Raw genomic sequence first — 17613 nt, forward strand, 5'->3', positions numbered from 1 at the left:
GATGACTGCTGAGTCGACCGTGTCCACCAGGGAAACCGCACGCCGCCAGTCAGTCTCCGTCCACGGCTTCCGATGCGCTCAAGCCAGGCACCGTCCGGAAGGGCCACTACAATCGGCCACTGTGAACGCCTGCTCGCTTCGTCGCTCGCGACCGCTGTCGATTCTCGGTCGGTTCCTGTGATCCTGCCGGAGGTCCGAGATCCGCGGATGATCACGATTCGCCGAGGCGGCTCCCTCACCGATTCCGAACACCACCTTCTCGCCCTGTGGGCTGCTGACTGCGCCGAACACGTCCTGCCGGTCTTCGAATCCGCCTGCCCCGAGGACGATCGACCTCGCGACGCCGTTGCCGCCGCCCGGGCGTGGGCAGCCGGTGAGATGTCGATGATGGAGGCTCGCGCCCTCGGCGGTCATGCCATGGGTGCGGCACGGCCTCTGCGTGGGCCTGCCCGGTTCGCCGCTTATGCGGCGGGGCAAGCGGCCTGTGTCGGACACGTCGCCGAGCACAACCTCGGGGCGGCGGCCTACGCCATCAAAGCGGCCCGAGGGGCTTCAGGGAAGAACCTTGCGGCCGGTCGTGCCGAACGCGACTGGCAGCGCGACCGGCTGCCGAATGAAGTCCGCGAACTCGTGCTGGACGATCAGGCACGACGCGATGCGATCTGCTGGTCGGTCTTCAGCGCCTGATCGCTGGCGGCACCCTCCAGGGCAGACAGCACGCTTTAGCACGGGTGCTATCTGTCGTGTAGCAGCCTGCCGGCGACAACCCCTCGTGGACACCGTAACCCTGGCACGCAGAAGCCCCGTCGATTGGCGGGGCTTCTGCGTCGGCATCGCGAAATCCGTGCGGACCTCGCTTCAGCGACTTCGGGGCTTCACGCGCGCCGGCGAGCGAGAACGTCGTTGACGGCACCGAGGTCGGCGGCCTTCGTCGTCCGGATCGCCTTGCGCCCATGGCCAAGGGGTCCTTCCTCGCGGGCGGAGTCGCTGAGTTCCGGCCGGTAGCCGAGCTCTTCGGCGAACTGAGCCGCGATATCTTCACGGCTGCGGGCCTCGGTTTCGTACGAGCTGGCATCGGCCGCCGATGCCGAGGGCACCGGATGCTCGGCTTCGGGTGCATCGACGTAGCTGGGCACCGGCAGCGGGGTCGGCGACCAGCCGTCACGCGATTTCAGTCGCTGCATAAACGGGTCATCGACCGTGCGAGCCGCCGCATCAAGTGCAGCGTGCACATCCGCATCCGCCTCCTTTCGACCGGCCGCATCTGAGGCCGTGTCGGCCTCAGCGAGGAGGTCGGCTCCGAGCGAGACCGGGGTCTTGGTGGATTCGGTCCGAGCCTTCTCTGCAGTCGTCGCCGAAGAGGCCTCGGAATCGTTCTCGCGGTCGACCGTGGTATCCGTCGATGCCGCCTTCGGCTCTGCCGTCGACGTTGATGCCGCGGTGGCGGCGTTGCCCGACGTCGAGGCGGCCTCCGAGCCGGCGGCCGCCTCGGCGGAAGTCGCGTCACCGTCTGCGGCGGCGTTCTCCTTCACGACCGGGATCGGTCCGGTGAGGAGGACCTGGCGCGTGGTGTGGCCCTCGGCGGCTTCCTTGCGGATGCGCACGAGCGGGATCTCTCCGGTGTCGGCCTCTTCGCGGGACTTCTTCGCCTCGGCGGAGCGGTTCATCGCAGCGCGAGCCTGCGCGGCCTTCGCCGCCGCGCTCGTGCCCTGCGCGGCCGCGGCGATCCGAGCAGCGGTTCCGCTCGAGGTCGATGCCGGTGCCGTGCGAGGCTGCTGCTTGACCGGAACGGTCTGCGACTTCGCGGACTTCGCGCCCGTTCGAGCTGTCGTCTGCGATCCAGTTGCAGGCTGAGCATTTGTCGTCGTCCTGGCCGTGGCATTCGATCGTGAGGAGTCAGTCGGTCGTGCCGTGGCAGTCGACGGTTCGGCCGGCTTCGTCTCGGAGGCACGCTCGACCTTGGCGACGCTCTCCGCCTCGGTGGCATGCTTCGGCTGGGCCGCTGTCCGCGACCGTGCGGTCTCCTGCAGGCGTCGCAGCTTCTTCTTCGTCTCGCGCTTGCGCAGATTGAGCGTGCGCACGAGGAAGAGAGTGACGACGGCGAGCCCGAGGAAGACACCTGCCAGGGCGATGTGCACGACCGAGAAGGCCGCGAGCACACTCGACACAAGGATGCCGAGAACCGAGGCGAGGAATACCAGGGAGAAGCCCCTGACCATGGTGTTCAGCGACTTCAGTGACTCCCGCAGGGTCGTGGCTTGCTCGGTCATCGCATGTTCCTCATCGGTTCCGATGGTCGGATTGGAAATCTGTCGGTTCGGTCCATCTGTGCCGGCCATCCCCTCGCCGAGGTGGCCGCCGCGTCCCGTCCGAGACTGGCCTTCATGTGGTCCGCCGCCTTGAGGGGCTGGACCGGCGCCGCCCGAAACCGTCCGGCTCGTCGACGCCTTGTGGCCGGCACTGGTCGGATGCGGCGGATGAGCCTGCGGCGAACGACTCTGTCTGTCCGACTGCCCGACGGAGCGGCCGCCGTCGTTGAAGACTGCATGGACCGCAGGGTGGAGCAGTCGCACATTGTCAGCGGCAGCGCCTGCACGAACGCCTGTGTCAGTGCCGACGCCTACGCTGGAACCGACGACGCGACCGACTGCCGCATGGTCGGCGGACAGGGAGGAGTAGGTTTCACCGACCGCAACGGGAAGGACGTTGAGCTGGGAGTGCTCGGCAGCCTCGGTGATGGTGTGTGCTTCGGCGTGACCGTCGATGACGGCGAACTCCGGGGTGGAGGCCGAGAGACTCAGCTTCGGGGCCTCGACTTCCTGTGAGACGTCCGGGGTCGGCACCGACGGCACCTTCCGAGGCTTGTCGTGGAATACCTGGATGCGCTCCGAATGGTCGTGCCCGGGGATGGCTGTCTCGGCGGAGACGACGGCCGCATTGTCCGGAACCGTGTCGATTTCGACGCGCGAGAGATCCGTCGCGGACTTCCGGATCATTGCGGGCACAGCAACGGCGAAGACCACGACGATGGCGATGACGACGATGATGCTGGTGTCCACAATGCCACCCTAAGTTGCAGGCATCAGGGAAGTCGTGAAGGCGCGAGGTGTGTCGGTCAAACTGGGGCGAAGTTCACCGAATTCCCAGGTGGCGGCTGGACGTTCCCGATTCGCGCCTACCACCCGCCGGTGCCGTGCCGGTATGCGGCCAGCAGACCCTGCGGGACCTCCTCGGCGAGGAGGGCAAAGGTGCGGTGGTCGCACCACTGCCCATCGATGTGCATGTACTTCTCGCGCAGCCCCTCATCACGCAGGCCCAGCTTCTCGACCACACGCAGGCTCGCGGTGTTCTCCGGGCGGATGTTGATCTCGATGCGGTGGAGTCCGAGGGCGAAGAAGCAGTGGTCAGCGGCCATCGCCACGGCGACCGGGGTGATTCCGCGCCCGGCCACGCGCGAGTCGATCCAGTAGCCGATCTGCCCGGACAGGATCGAACCCCAGCTCAGTCCCGATACGGTGATCTGACCGCGGAAGTTCCCGTCGACCTCGATGGCGAACGGCACGGTCTGCCCGCGTTTGGCCTGTTTGTCCTGCATCCGCACCATCGTGCGGAACCCCGGCAGCTCCTGGCCCGGCGCAGGCAGAGTCGCGTCCCACGGGCGCAGCCAGTCGCGGTTGAATCGGCGGACCTCTCGCCAGGCCTCTTCGTCGCGGCGGCGCAGCGGTCGCAGCACGATATCGGACTGTCGATCAGTCAGGATGACAGGCCACACGCGGCTGCCCTCGCTCTCGGGATCAAGGTCGGTCTGCCCGGACGGGCTGAACCAGGACGTTCGGCTCGGTCCTGTGTCGGCACTCAGTCCAGCTTCGGCACGAACTCGCGCAGCCACGCCTTGAGATCGTCGCCGAGGTCCTCTCGGTCGCACGCGATCTGCACAACGGCCTTGAGGTAGTCGAGCTTGTCACCCGTGTCATAACGGGCGCCCTTGAACACGACTCCGAAGACGCCGTGGCCCTCGTCGTCTCCGGCGAGCTCCTGCAGGGCATCGGTGAGCTGGATTTCGTTGCCGCGTCCCGGCTTCGTCGTTTCGAGGACGTCGAAGATCTCCGGCGCCAGCACGTAGCGGCCGATGATGGCGAGATTCGAGGGAGCATCCTCGGTGGCGGGCTTCTCGACGAGGTCGGTGACTTTGACGACCTCGTCGTCAGCAGTGGACTCAACGGCGGCACAGCCGTAGAGGTGGATCGCCTCGGGCGGGACCTCCATGAGGGCGACGACGCTGCCTCCGGTCTTCTCCGCGACTTCGATCATCTTCGGCAAGATCGGGCTGCGTTCATCGATGAGGTCATCACCGAGCAGGACCGCGAACGGTTCGTTGCCCACATGCTGACGTCCCTTGAGCACGGCATGGCCGAGTCCCTTGGGGTCGCCCTGGCGGACATAGTGGATATCGGCGAGTTCGGAGGGATGGCGCACCGCGGCGAGCTTCTTGTCATCGCCTTTCTGCGCGAGCGCTGCCTCAAGCCCGTCGACCCGGTCGAAATGGTCCTCCAGCGGCCGCTTGTTCCGGCCGGTGATCATGAGAACGTCCTGCAGACCAGCATCGACGGCTTCCTCGATGACGTACTGGATCGCCGGCTTGTCGACGACGGGGAGCATCTCTTTGGGGGTGGCTTTCGTGGCGGGGAGGAACCGAGTTCCGAGACCGGCGACGGGGATCACGGCCTTGCGAACGGTGCGCTGCGCTTCATCACTCATGAAGTCATCTTAACGAATCCGCCCGCCGCGGTTAGTCTGAAATGCGTGGACTCACAAACTTCGAAGGCGCAGCTGCGGTCCCGCATCCGCGCCGCTCGCGCGGACCGCTCCCCCGCTGAGGCGGTTCCGGCCTCTTCGTCGTCCGTGACGACGGCATCTCCGCAGCCCATCCCCGCCGAGGCGGACCCGACTACCGCTCCACTCCCGGACTCCGCGTCGGCTGGGGGTCCCGTGACGCCTGCGGGCACCGTGGCGGCCGCCGCGTGGGACCTCATCCGAGAAACACCGGTTCGTTCCCTTCTTGCCTATGCGGCGCTGCCCGGAGAGCCGGACCTCGACCCGGCGCTCGATCAGTTTCTCGCAGCCGGCGGCACCGTCTACCTTCCCGTCGTCACCAAGGTGGGCGAACCTTTGGTGTTCGGCAAGGTCACTGATTCGATGGCCAGCCTGAGACCGCAGGGCCGATGGGGAATCCGCGAACCGGCCCGGGATGGTGAGCTGCTCACCGCCGCCCAACTGCTCTCGCCCACGATCGGCCTCGGCATCGTCTTCGTCCCTGCCCTGGGCTTCGGCACTGATGGTGCTCGGCTGGGAAACGGGGGCGGCTTCTACGACAGGACCTTCGGCCCGCAGGGGGCGGAGCCTCTCGATTCTGGCGTTCTCGGATCGGGACTTCCTGCTTCCGAGTCCCCTGGTTCGGGGCGCAATGGTTCGGTACCTCCTGGTTCGGTACCTAATGGTTTGGCAGCTTCTGGTTCGGGTCCCCGCATTGTCGGGGTGTGTTTCGCCGACGAACTCGAACTACCGGGCCTCGTCGCCGCGGACTGGGACCTGCGCATCCCGGAGGCCGTCACCGACGACGGAACTCACATCTTCACAGCCTGATCGTCAGGAATCAGCGCCCACTCGCGCGTGTTGATATGTGGATAACCTTGTGCATATCGCGGACCGGTGCTCCGGGGAGGAACTGAGATGCACTATAATCTTGTCGTCGAAGAAAGGTCTCGAATGCCCGTCTACTCCTACGCCTGCAAGAGCTGTGGTCACGCCTTTGATATTCATCAGGACTTCAGCGATGACTCGCTCACCGTCTGCCCGGAATGCCAGGGCCGTCTGAAGAAGGTCTTCGGTGCCGTGGGCATCAGCTTCAAGGGATCTGGCTTCTACGCCACCGACTCCCGCTCGAGCAAGTCGAGCACCGTCACCTCCTCGAGTTCAGACTCCTCCTCGAAAGAGTCCTCGAGCTCGTCGTCGAAAGAAGCCTCCAGCTCATCGACTTCGTCATCGAGCAGCTCCTCGACCGAGAGCACCCCAGCCGCCAGCTGAGCGACGCCGGTCGCCGGCGCACCTTCCCAACCGCCAGCCAGCGCCTACAAGGTGATTCACCTCGGCCGCTGGCTACCCGGATGCCGCGACGGACCGGCTCTCGTCACTCACACACCGATCGCCTGTGGACACCACGAACTGTCCACAGGCGAGTTCCGCGCCCTTGCCGCAGGCCGCGCAGCGCCGCAGGCTCGGTGCATGGGCATCTTCAACCGCATCCGGTCCACGTCTTCTGGCTGGTCACGGCCGTCTCGCATTCGACCTCAGCGCATCCTCGCCGCCGTCTGCCTCGCATGTGCCTGCGCCCTCGCCGTCTGGATGCTCACACCGACCAGCGCAGGAACGGCGATCGTCGTCGCCAAGTCGGACCTGGCACCGGGAACTGAACTCAAGGCCCAGGACCTCACCCTCACTCAGTTCCCTTCCGACCTCGTCCCCGACAAGGCGTTCAAGTCCGTTGATGAGGTGAAGGGGCGAGCCACCTCGGCGGGATTGTCGAAGGGGTCACCGCTGACGTCGTCGATCGTGCTCGATCAGCAGGCGCTGCCGAAGGGCAGCCGCGATCTGCTCATGCCGATCCGTCTGGCCGATGATGCCTCGGGGGCACTGCTCCAACCGGGCCAGAAGATCCGTCTCTTCTCGTCCCTGCCCGACGGTGGATCAGAAGTCGTCGTCGAGAAAGTGACGATCGCCCGCCTCGTCGACAAACCCGAGGGAATAGCCGCGGAGTCAGGACAACTTGTTTCCGTTATCCTCTCCGCCGATGATGCCGGGCGTGTCGCCGAGTTCGCCGGACTCCCGATCAGCTTTGCGATCCTCCCTCGCTGAACCATGTCATCGCCGAGCCGTCCGCCCTGCTGATCTGCGGTGCTCGAGCGGTCCGCGTCCACCGGACCCGCATTCTTCACTGCAAACCGGTTACCCGGAGCATCTATACGATGATCAGACTCGCAGAACATTTCTGCTCACAATGAGTTACCCATGTGTACTATTGGAACGTAATTGAGCTATTCGATAACAGCATTTCAGTGAACACACACCGAAAGGGTTTCTCTAATGCTTAAGGGATTCAGAGACTTCATTCTCCAGGGGAATGTCGTCGAACTCGCAACAGCGGTCATCATCGGCGGCGCATTCACCGCCATCGTCACCGCCTTCTCCGACAAGATCATCAACCCGCTCATCGCCGCTGTCGGTGGTGCTGAGGGACCGGCACTGCAGATCCCGCTCAAGGAAGGCGTGCCCGAGGCCACCCTTGATATCGGTGCGGTCATCACTGCGGCCATCAACTTCCTCATCGTGGCCGCCATCGTCTACTTCATCATCATTGTGCCGATGAACAAGCTCAACGAGCTGCGCAAGCGCGGAGCTCCCGAAGAAGAAGTTCCTCCGACCACCGAGGATCTGCTCGGCGACATCCGCGAGATCCTGCGCAACCAGGTTGCCTCGCCTGCCGGGCCCGCCGAGGGTCCTGCCACCGACGGTCCGATCGATCCGAATCAGCCTCCGCGGCACTGATCACCGGCCGATCGCAGAGAAGGCCCGCTCTCATCCGAGAGCGGGCCTTCTTCATGCCTGAAACCTATTGGGCGCTATGACCAGTGCGGGGGCTTCTGCGAACGGTAGTAGTCCTCGCTGAAGCCGCCACCACCCGAGTCGGCTTCATTGCGCAGAGTCGCCCGATATCGACGTTTCGCCGCTTCGATGCGGGCCCTCCGAGGCTCATCAGTTTCGGTATCGCCGTCCTCGTGCGCTGGCTCCTCCGACTCACCGCCGGACCCGCTGACGCTGGAATCGACCGATTCTCGGTCGCTGCCGACCGATTCGCTGTCGCGATCAGGATCCTCGACGCCGGTGGGCCTGTCAGGCATCGTCGTGCTTCGACCCCGACTTCGCCGAGGCTGTCCCGTCCGTCCCGGATTCAGCCGACACCGACTCACCCGACTCCGCACCGACCGACTCTGCTCCGGCCGAATCCGCCTCGCCCGAGTCAGCGTCGACCAAAACCTCGTCGGCGGAACCCGCGTCGGCGGACTCGTCCCCATCCGCGCTGACGGCGGCTGCAGCATCATGCTGTCCAGGTGCCTTCGCGGGCGAACCTGCACCGTCGTCCCCAGCGCTGTCGGACTTAGCACCTTCCGAATCGGCGTGGACGGACTCGTCGGCCGCCTCGGGGACCTGGTCATTGCTTGCGGTCTGCACGAGGCCGGCTGACCGAAGCTCGTCGGCACGGATCTTGCCGGTGTCGAAGGTCGGCAGGATCTCCTCTTCGACGGGTCCAGTCGAGTTCGACCGTGGGATGAACACCTCGGCGCCGGTGACCTTCTTCGCCTGCGCATGGCGTTCGCGGTAACGGTCCACGGCGGCCTGCAGCTGGGAATCGCCGCGGCTCGAGTTGCCCTTCTGCGCCAGGGCGGTGCGCAGCAGATCCTTGATCTCACCGTCGCCGCGCACGACCGCATCCGACTGGATCCAGTCGATCATCTGATCGAGGCCTTCGGCGGAGTACTTGTGCATCGGCAGACCGGGCACGAGCTTCGGTCGGCTGCCGGTGCGGCCGACGACCACCGAGGCGGCACGCGCCGCATTGAGCACGGCCTGCGGGCTCATCGTCTCCACTGTGGCGCGCCAGGCCTCGAAGATCTTCTCGGTCTCGGACTGCGGGTCGACGAACGCATCGGTCGACCAAACGCGCATGAACTTCCAGCCTCGGCGGCTCAGCTGTTCGGGCAGCACCCGGTCCCGCTGGCGCAGGCTGCGCATCGACGCATACTCGGGTCCGTCACCGGCGACGGCGATGATCATTCCGTGCTCGTCCTCGGTGGAGTTCGCCACGGCCAGGTCGATGCCGTTGTAGTGCTCGTGGGCAACGACGCCGAGCTGCAGCAGCCGGTCGGCGATGTCGTTGAACAGCGGATCGTAGATCTCGCCGTGCGGTCCGGGCTGGTGGACGCCGCCGGTCGCGACCTCCTCGAGCAGCTGCGGGAGCATGACCGCTCCCCCGTTGAGTTTGCTGCGATCGAAGTCCTCGGCCTCGATGCTCGAGACCAGGGTCAGCCGCTTCCGGGCCCGCGTCATCGTGGCCGCGAGGATGCGACGCCCGTCCGGCCCTGACAGCGGACCGAAGTCGTGGATGACGCGGCCGTGGACGGTGCGGCCGTAGCCGAGGGTGAAGATCACGGCATCGCGCGACATGCCCTGGACGCGTTCGGCGTCGGTGACGACGAACGGCTCCTTCGATGAGTCGTTGAAGAACGCCGCCACATACGGCAGGTCCTTCATCGCCCGCGAGATCGCCGCCGCCACTCGCTGAGCATGATGCGGGGTGAGTGCGACGACGGCCAGCGACTCCCGCGACCGGTTCCGCGCGTGCTTGAGCACCAGATCGACGACGCGTTTGACCTCGGCGTCGGGACTCTCGACCCGACCGGTCCCGATGTCCGTGGGGCCTCTGCCGTCGGCGACATAGGAGAATTCGAGGCCGCTGCCTTCACCGGTGTGTGCGGTCGGCAGCGTCGAAATCGTCGAATCGTAGAAGTGCCGGTTGGCCAGGTCGATGAGTCCGACCGGGGACAGTCGGTAGGAGTTCGACAGCCGCATCCGCGGCAGGAACTCGCCGAGGCGGTCCTGCACCGAGCGGGGATGTTTCCCATCGTCCATGCCGAAACGATCGACCGCGATCGAGAACGGGCGAGGTCCGAGCAGCCGGGAGTCACCGAGAGAGATGACCTGACGGGCTCGGGTGATTCCGGGGACGACGTCGGCGACCGAGAGCCGTCCGGCATCGGCGATGACGACCGCATCGAAGAGAGGCAGGGCGGAGAAGAGTTCGGGCACCGTGTACGGGCTGCCCATCCACACCGGGGCCAGAGTCGTCAGCAGTTCGGGTGCCTGAGTGGAGATCCGCTTCGTCGAGGTGTGCTTCGACAGCAGCTCCTGTTTGATGACTCCGGCGGCGATCGGATCGGATTCGATTCCGCGCTTCCATGCCTGCGCATGGTTGAAGCGCAGTCGGGAGGCGCCGGCGGCGACGAAGGCACGGTCGTTCTCGCGGAAGCCTTCGGCGACCTGGTGGAGAGCGGCACCGTCGTGGCGGCCGATCGCGGGATCTTCACCGGCCATGGTCTGCAGCACGGAGGCCCAGTAGGCGAGGTCGAATTCGGGGCCGACGAGCGACTCGTCGACCTTGCGTCGGCGCAGATCGGCCATGAGGTCGCCGAGGCCCTCGCCGTCGAGCTCACGCTGCAGGCGGGAGCGTTCGGGCAGGTCGGCGAGGTTCTCCGAGTCGCTGCCCATCGCTTCGGCGCGTGCCTGGAGTTCCTCGATGAGCATCGATCCGAGGTCCCCGCCGTCCGGGGTCGTCTCGAGGATCGGGGCGAGCTTAGCCATATCGGCTTCGACGCTCTGGAGGATCTCGTCGGCTTCGAGGACGCCGCGCGGGATCTGCGGGCGGCCGTCGTGTCCGGCGAGGTCCGAGAGGATGACCCGCTGGGCGCGGACGTCGATGAGGGCCTCGTGGAGGTCAGTCACCTCGGCGCCGGGGCGGAGGAATTCCGCGGCCGACTTCTTCAGCCGACGGCGCTGCATCATGCCCATCTCGACGCCGACATCGGCCCGGTATTCGGGTGTGCCGGTGGCGGCGATGAGGTCGTCGAGGCGGTGATCGTAGATGTCGGGAGCGAAGTTGTCGAGCGTCTTGCGCACGCGCAGGAGCACGCGGATGGCGCGGGACCAGTCGTCGACATTGCGGCGCGGGTTGAGTTTCGCCTTCTGCAGCACCGGTTCGGTGGCTGCGACGAGGTCGGGGATCATCCGACCGATGCGTTCGGCCACGGTGCGTGCGGCTTCGGCTTCTTCGACGGATTTGAGGTCGGCCCCGAACCAGACGGTGTCTTCGACGTCGAGGGTGAAAGCACCCAGTCGGGCGAGTTCACCGAGTTTGCCGCGCAAGATGTTCCGGCGGTCGTCACTGGCACCGAGGATGTCGTCGTCGAAGCGCACCGGGGTCTGCGGGGAGTCATCACCGGAGGTCAGCTCCGCGAGGTGCTGCATGGTCTCGTAGACGGAGACGTCCCACGGCCTGCGCCTGCGGTGCAGGGAGGAGACATGGTCGGCCAGCGTCGCCCGCTGTTCGTTGAGTTCGGTCAGCAGGTGGGAGAGGTCAGGGCGTTCGGACTTCTCTGCCGAGGCGATGAGACCGATGAGCTGTTTGCGGATATCTGCCGAACCGGCGCGGGTGTCGACCGCGAAGTCGGAGAGTCCGACCTCGCCGAGGCGGGCGGAGAAATCGTCGAGCGCATCGGAGGTCTGCGCGAGGAAGAGCACGCTCTTGCCGGTGTGTGCCAGTGTGGTGGCCACGGCGACGGCAACCTGAGTGGCACCGGTTCCGGGTGGGGTGTCGACGACGACGGAGTGACCGGACACGGCAGCGTCGACGACGGCCTGCTGGTCACCGTCGACATCGATGACGAGGAATTCTTCCTGCGGCTTCCGATCCGGAAGCGGGGTGATCGGCTCCTGAAGCGCAGCGGGTACGACGTCCTCACCGTCGGCGTCAGCCGCGGGTGCTGTCTTCTCAGACTTGGTCGCTGATACGGCTTCGGCGTCGGTCGACGTCTTCTCGTCGTCGGTGGTCGTGTCGACGGCGGAATCGGCGGCAGTGACCGGCTTCGCGGCATCCAGTGGTTCGTCGGTGATCGGCACGGTCGGCTGACCGTAGTCCTCATCGTCATCGGCGTCCGCCGCATCAGCGGCACCGGCAGCTGTCTCTGACGAAGGCTTCTCGGACGCGGCCTTCTCACCGGCCTCCTCGTCGCCGCTGGTCTCCTCGTCGCCGCTAATTGCCGACTCATCGCCGCCGGTTGCCGACTCATCGGCGGACTCAGCGGCATCCTCGGCGGGGTCGCCTTCTGCCGTTTCCGCAGTCTTCGTCTCAGCTCCGGACTTCGCTGTGTCCGCGGAGGTCGCTTCAGGCGCTGACCTTTCATCGCCTGCGGGTTCGGTGTCCTTGTCTTCTGATTCGGCGGCAGCAGCGACACCGGCGACCCTCTTGGCTTCGGCTCGCTTCTGCTCGGCCTCGGCCTTCTCTGCCGCGGCGGTCTTCTCGTCCGGGAGGACACCCGGCTGCGGCACATACGAAGGCCCACCGAGGGAGGCACGCACGTCCTCGTCGCCGGCCAGCGCCCGCAGAACGGGGTGCTGGGTAGGCAGGTAGTCGGTGGAGAACGGGCTCGCGATGTTCGCGAACGTCGAAATGATCAGGCGGTGGTTGATCCGCAGACCGGGCACGTTCTGCCCCAGATCACGCAGACGGTCGAGAGCCGGGCCCGGATCGAACCCGTGCGGTCCGCCGGTCGCGTCGACCCATTCGTCGACGGGCACGTCGAGGTCGTATTCCTCGCGCAGGTGCTGGACGAGTGCAGGGTTGATCGTAATCTCGTTGTCGAGCACGATCTCGTAGTCCTCGACGCGGGACCCGCGAGGCACCAGCGTGATGTGGCGCATGACGACGGGGGCGTTGAACTTGAACTTCGCGTCCTTTTCCGTCCACGAAGCGAATCCGAGCGCCAGGTGAGCGGTGCGGATGCCGCGTTCGTTGTCGAGCTGCTCTGCCTTCGACCGGATGGATTTCGCACGCCGGCGCGCATCCGTGAGGATGTCGTGGTCGCGGATGAGACTGGAGAGTCGGGTGGCGCGACCGGCCAGCAGCTGTGCCAGGCCGGAGGGGTGGGCGCCGGAGAGGTCGATGCTGCCGTCACGCGAGTCCCGGAAATGAAGCATGGTGTCGCGACCGCCCAGATGGGCAGCCTGCTTCTTCCACTCGGCGAAGACATCTCCGAGTTCTGGGAACTGTTCGTCTCTAACGGAATCCGACACAATTCGACCCTAACGAGAATCTGTCCATAATAGGTGCTGGCACACCGTGGAACAGTGAGGTTTCTTCTACGCTACACTGGGTGATCGTGGTTGAGGATGACCACCTGGCCCCCGTAGCTCAGGGGATAGAGCACCGCTCTCCTAAAGCGGGTGTCGGCAGTTCGAATCTGCCCGGGGGCGCCAGAACCACCTGACTGAACAAGTTCCACTTGCCGATGTCGCCCAGACCCACCATCACCGAGGCGGCCGATCGTATCGATCGGCCGCCTCGGTGATTGTCTTCCGGCCTGAAGGACCCGGACCCGAGCTTCGTGATCGGGATTCTCGGACTCGGGCGGGGTCTAGAGGCCAGGCTCTGCCGGGGCCTCGTTGGTTTTGCGGCGACCGTGATCACGGGCGACGCGGACGACCATCGTCGGGCACTGCGAGTACGGCAGCACCGACTGCGAGGTCGAACCGAGCAGGAGGCCGGCGAATCCGCCGCGGCCACGCGATCCGATGACGAGCACTTCAGCCGTGTCAGAGGCGCGGACGAGCACCTCGGCGGGCTGGCCGTCGAAAAGCGTCCACGTGACGTCGAGATCGGGGAACTCCTCGGCCAGACGCTGCTTGGCGACGACGAGCTTGTCCGCGCCCTCGTTGACGAGGCGTTCGAGGTCGGCGGTGCTCGGCAGCCACTCGGGACCGATGACCGTTGTGGTGATGACGGCGACGATGTGCAGCGGTGAGCCACGGCGCACAGCGAGCCGGGCCGCCTTCCACAGTGCCGGAGATTCGGCGCCGAGAGAGTCGACGCCGACGACGACCTTCCCGTCGAAGCGCAGACCTTCGATCGACTCGGCATTCGGGTCGTGGGTTTCGACCTCGACTCCGTCCTGTCGGATCGGCCGGGACGAGGTCGGGTGCGCGGGGCGCTCGGCCTGGTTGTCCCAGCAGGAGGGGACGACGACCGTCGGGCACGCGGAGTGCGCCGGCAGAGCGCTCGAGACCGTGCCGAGGAGACGACCGGCGAAGCCGCCGCGCCCGCGAGAGCCGACAACGGTGAGGCAGCCGGTCTTCGATTCGTCGATGAGCACACCGGCGGCGTCTCCGATCTCGATGACCGCCTCGACGGGAACACCGGCGGCTTTCACCTCGGCGGCGGCCTCCTTGAGCGTGTTCGTCACCGCCGCACGGATCGAGCTGTCGTCGATGGGCACATAGGACACATCGATAGCGGCTGCGGCCACGCTCGGGATCGTGTAGGCGCCGACGAGGCGGATCGGACGGTTCAGGGAGCGAGCCTCCTGGATCGCCCAGGCCAGGGCGTTGCGGCTCGGCGGCGAACCGTCGATTCCGACGATGACGGCTTCGGGCTCACCGGCCGGGGCCGGGTCGGGGTTCTGTGGGCGATCCTGCTCACTCATCGCAAGCTCCTTGGGTCGAAGCGAACTTCTGTTTCGTCCACCCTAGAGCACATTGACGGTGAGAACTTCACCTATGTCACATCGTTATCCGAATTGCGCCAACATATGGACAACACGGTCCCCTATCTGGGACGATGCCCCGTTTTCAGGCGGCGCTGGAGTTGCTGTCAGGCGGCGCTGGAGTACTCGAGGAATGGTCGCCACTTCTCGACGGGTTTGTCGATCCCACGCATCCACAGCTGACCGAGGCGGGGCTCCTGCGGAAGGAAGCTGAGCTTCCATCCGATCTCACTGAGAGTGCGATTGCCCTTGCGATTGTTGCATTCGCGGCAGCACGCGACGAGATTCTCCCAGGTGTTCGCTCCTCCGCGGGACCGTGGGACGACGTGGTCGACGGTGTACGCCGGTTTCGAGCAGTAGGCGCAGCGGTGGCCGTCCCGACGCAGGACTCCGCGACGGGAGAGCGAGACGCGGCGGTTGCTGGGCGGGCGCACATAGCGGGTGAGCAGGATGACGGAGGGCTGATCGAGACTCATGTGCTCGGATCTCACCGGAATGTCCTCTGCGGCCAGGACTGTCGCCTTTCCGGTCAGCACGAGCACCACGGCTCGTGTGAACGGAACGATCGACAGCGGTTCATAACCGGCGTTCAGCACGAGAGTCTTCATATCTCGCCCCTCATCTTCTTCTCTACTGGGCCGAAACCGGCTGCCCCGGCCCCAGGGAACACAAAAGGCGCCGTGCTCATGGGCACGACGCCTGGGAAAGAGGGCACGGAGACAGATATGTACTCCGCACCAGAGACTGGAGCGGCTATTCGAATTATTCGACTATGCCCCATCTGCTTTCCTTCGCATCAGCGGTCGACACCACTTGGTGCCCACCATTTATGGAACTCAATCTTCTCCAGAGTAACGCCGCGCGCGCCCGTGACCCAATTCATACGGCTCGCGTCACGGAAACTTCGGTTTCCGTTCACCGAATCTGGTAGGTGCGAGCGGGAGCACGGGCACCTGGACTGCTCCGATGAGTCGCCTCGGCGAGCTTGCAGGGCCGAACAGCGGGCGCCCGAAGTTTCCGGGCATACGAAAGCTCCCTGTACAACTCGAGGACCGTCGAGTCGTACAGGGAGCTTTCGGAAAGAGAATCAGAGAACGCGGATGAAGGTGACGTTGCCCATCCAGCTGTAGCTGCGCTTCGAGGTTCCCGAGCTCGGCGAACCGGCATCGTACATCTGTCCGCCACCGGCGTAGATGCCGACGTGGCCGGGGTGCCAGATGAGGTCACCGGGCTTGGCTTCGGACTGCGAGACGATCTGTCCTGCACCCTTCTGAGCACCGGAGGTGCGGGGCAGGTTCACGCCGACGTGGCTGTAGACCCACGAGGTGTAGCCGGAGCAGTCCCAGCCGCTCTGGCTGGTTCCGCCCATGACGTAGGGGGTTCCGACGCCCTTCTGGGCCCAGGCGAGGACCTGCTCGGCCTTGGATCCGTCGATGGATCCCGAGTCCTTGGAGTCGGACTCGCCCGAGTCGGACGATCCGCTGTTGGCGGTGTCGTCGGAGGTTCCGGCCGGCTCATCGGAGTCAGCGGAGGAGGTTTCAGCGGGCTTCGGCTTGGGCTTGGGCTTCGGAGCAGCCTCAGCGGTGATGGCCTTGCTCTCGACACCGAAGGAATCGGACTTCTCGTCGTCCTTCTTGTCCTTCTTGCTGTTCGAGTCGTCGCCGATGGTTACGGTCTGGTTCTCGAAGTCGACCTTCTGGGTGGTCTCGGCTTCTGCGGAGACCTTGCTCTGGTCGTCGGCTCCCTGGCCGGCGGCCGGCATCACTGCGGCGGTCAGCAGACCACCGCTGGCAGCGACCACTGCTGCACGACGGCCGAAGACGCCCGAGTTGGCGTTCAGAAGTTCAGTGAGTTCGGTCAGTGGAGTCTTGACCTTGGCATCGGCGGCGCGGCGGCCATGCTGCTTAGTTGCCACGTTTTCCCTCTCGTCCCTATTGGCTGCTCTCAGCCAACCGCCACTATCGGTCCTTGGTATCTCACGGCGAGCGTGGCGCTCGGATCTCGCTGTGAAGTCGTCATTGCGTGAACGACCTCCACAACTGTAACCAATCGGTGACTGATTGTCACGTTTTTGTCACAACCACCGGAGGGAAACCGTGATGTTTTCCATAAACTCGCAGGTCAGAGGCTCAAAATGGCTTGAAATATTCGTAACATTTTCTCGTTATACGACGTGACCCAGGGGTGGAGAATCCACTCCCTGGGTCAGAGATCACAGTGATTTGTAACGAATCGGGGTTCGAGCACCCACTCTTTCGTTACCGTTGCTCGGTCTCGTCGTTATCGAGACACAGCCGTGCCGTTATCGAGACTGCGTCTCGTCCCGTTGCTGAGACGCAGTCTCGTCGCTATCGGGCGGAGGCTTCTGGGCGTCTCAGCTTCGGTAGGCGAAGACGTGCGAGGCGGTCTCGACCGGCAGGTCGAGTACGTCCTGCGCTCCGGGCACCTGCACGGTGATGTATTCGCCGTTGCGTGAGATCTCGACGTCGCTGCCCGGCAGGACGCCGGCGACCTGGAACTGTTGAAGCAGATGGATATCGACCTGCAGGGGTTCGGCCAGCCAGGCGATGGTCAGCTTCTTCGCGCCGTCCCGGCCGACTGCCGTGGCGAGGTCGATGACGTCGGTGGTCTTCGAGGCTTCGCCGCCGATGACGTCGAGTCCGGGGATCGGGTTGCCGTAGGGCCCGGTGGAAGTTTCGGAGAGCAGCGTTACGAGCTTGCGCTCGACCTGCTCGCTCATCACGTGCTCCCAGCGGCAGGCCTCGTCGTGGACGAGTTCCCATTCGAGTCCGACGACATCGGAGAGGAGACGCTCGGCCAGACGGTGCTTGCGCATGACGTCGGTGGCGATCCGTCGGCCCTCCGGAGTGAGCTCGAGATGGCGGTCGTTGCCCACGTGCAGCAGTCCGTCGCGCTCCATCCGCGCCACCGTCTGTGACACGGTGGGGCCGGAGTGATCCAGGCGCTCGGCGATGCGGGCACGCAATGGCACGATCGACTGTTCCTCGAGCTCGATGATCGATTTGAGGTACATCTCGGTTGTATCAATGAGGTCGTTCACTTCTGACCAGCCACTCCACTCTTCGTCTTCAGGTCGTTTCGAACGTTTCAGGCGTTGTCACCATTTCGGGTCGTTCCGACCCTGCTCCGCCCCGCACAGGCGAACCCGTTCGCGGCCGTTGCGATC

The 17613-nt window shown here is 65.3% G+C and carries 14 protein-coding genes and 1 tRNA gene; 6 read left to right on the forward strand and 9 right to left on the reverse strand.

Annotated elements, in window-relative coordinates; all coding sequences use genetic code 11:
- The first annotated feature begins 207 nt into the window (after nt 1-207).
- Nucleotides 208-687, forward strand: a complete 480-nt coding sequence (locus tag SB749_RS01595; protein WP_410708702.1) for a putative immunity protein — start codon at nt 208-210, stop codon at nt 685-687.
- Between the two features lie 188 nt (nt 688-875).
- Here SB749_RS01595 and SB749_RS01600 read toward each other — a convergent pair whose 3' ends face one another.
- The 3 genes from SB749_RS01600 to galU all read right to left on the reverse strand — a co-directional run bounded on the left by SB749_RS01600 (nt 876) and on the right by galU (nt 4758).
- Nucleotides 876-3059: a hypothetical protein gene (locus tag SB749_RS01600; RefSeq protein ID WP_410708703.1), complete on the reverse strand. Its 2184-nt coding sequence runs from the start codon at nt 3057-3059 to the stop codon at nt 876-878.
- Nucleotides 3060-3175: 116 nt separating this feature from the next.
- A complete protein-coding gene (locus SB749_RS01605) occupies nt 3176-3772 on the reverse strand; it encodes a GNAT family N-acetyltransferase (RefSeq protein ID WP_139468299.1) in 597 nt (198 codons plus the stop codon).
- A gap of 83 nt (nt 3773-3855) precedes the next feature.
- On the reverse strand, nt 3856-4758 hold the full coding sequence (galU, locus tag SB749_RS01610; protein ID WP_410708704.1) for a UTP--glucose-1-phosphate uridylyltransferase GalU: 903 nt from the start codon (nt 4756-4758) through the stop codon (nt 3856-3858).
- A 45-nt stretch (nt 4759-4803) separates the two neighbouring features.
- On the opposite strand from galU, the gene SB749_RS01615 reads away from it, so the two are divergent.
- From SB749_RS01615 to mscL, 4 genes are all read left to right on the forward strand, one after another.
- On the forward strand, nt 4804-5643 hold the full coding sequence (locus tag SB749_RS01615; protein ID WP_410708705.1) for a 5-formyltetrahydrofolate cyclo-ligase: 840 nt from the start codon (nt 4804-4806) through the stop codon (nt 5641-5643).
- A 123-nt stretch (nt 5644-5766) separates the two neighbouring features.
- Nucleotides 5767-6084, forward strand: coding sequence for an FmdB family zinc ribbon protein (locus tag SB749_RS01620; protein WP_410709912.1), 318 nt, complete (start codon nt 5767-5769; stop codon nt 6082-6084).
- A gap of 198 nt (nt 6085-6282) precedes the next feature.
- Nucleotides 6283-6912: an SAF domain-containing protein gene (locus tag SB749_RS01625; protein ID WP_410708706.1), complete on the forward strand. Its 630-nt coding sequence runs from the start codon at nt 6283-6285 to the stop codon at nt 6910-6912.
- A gap of 228 nt (nt 6913-7140) precedes the next feature.
- Nucleotides 7141-7602: a large conductance mechanosensitive channel protein MscL gene (gene mscL, locus SB749_RS01630; RefSeq protein ID WP_062862383.1), complete on the forward strand. Its 462-nt coding sequence runs from the start codon at nt 7141-7143 to the stop codon at nt 7600-7602.
- Between the two features lie 74 nt (nt 7603-7676).
- Here mscL and SB749_RS01635 read toward each other — a convergent pair whose 3' ends face one another.
- On the reverse strand, nt 7677-7955 hold the full coding sequence (locus SB749_RS01635) for a hypothetical protein (protein WP_410708707.1): 279 nt from the start codon (nt 7953-7955) through the stop codon (nt 7677-7679).
- Nucleotides 7948-12960 (reverse strand): DUF4011 domain-containing protein, encoded by a 5013-nt coding sequence (locus SB749_RS01640; RefSeq protein ID WP_410708708.1) that lies wholly within the window; start codon nt 12958-12960, stop codon nt 7948-7950. The genes SB749_RS01635 and SB749_RS01640 overlap by 8 nt, the downstream gene beginning before the upstream one ends.
- A gap of 107 nt (nt 12961-13067) precedes the next feature.
- On the opposite strand from SB749_RS01640, the gene SB749_RS01645 reads away from it, so the two are divergent.
- Nucleotides 13068-13143, forward strand: a tRNA-Arg gene (locus SB749_RS01645).
- A 158-nt stretch (nt 13144-13301) separates the two neighbouring features.
- Here the strand turns inward: SB749_RS01645 and SB749_RS01650 are convergent.
- The 4 genes from SB749_RS01650 to SB749_RS01665 all read right to left on the reverse strand — a co-directional run bounded on the left by SB749_RS01650 (nt 13302) and on the right by SB749_RS01665 (nt 17487).
- On the reverse strand, nt 13302-14366 hold the full coding sequence (locus SB749_RS01650; RefSeq protein ID WP_410708709.1) for a universal stress protein: 1065 nt from the start codon (nt 14364-14366) through the stop codon (nt 13302-13304).
- A gap of 167 nt (nt 14367-14533) precedes the next feature.
- Nucleotides 14534-15034, reverse strand: coding sequence for an HNH endonuclease (locus SB749_RS01655; RefSeq protein ID WP_139468172.1), 501 nt, complete (start codon nt 15032-15034; stop codon nt 14534-14536).
- A gap of 479 nt (nt 15035-15513) precedes the next feature.
- Nucleotides 15514-16341, reverse strand: a complete 828-nt coding sequence (locus tag SB749_RS01660) for a C40 family peptidase (protein WP_410708710.1) — start codon at nt 16339-16341, stop codon at nt 15514-15516.
- A gap of 459 nt (nt 16342-16800) precedes the next feature.
- Nucleotides 16801-17487, reverse strand: coding sequence for a metal-dependent transcriptional regulator (locus SB749_RS01665; protein WP_139908932.1), 687 nt, complete (start codon nt 17485-17487; stop codon nt 16801-16803).
- Between the last annotated feature and the right edge of the window lie 126 nt (nt 17488-17613).

Source organism: Brevibacterium sp. SIMBA_078 (genome assembly GCF_046534565.1).
In the GTDB taxonomy this organism is placed as follows: Bacteria; Actinomycetota; Actinomycetes; order Actinomycetales; family Brevibacteriaceae; genus Brevibacterium.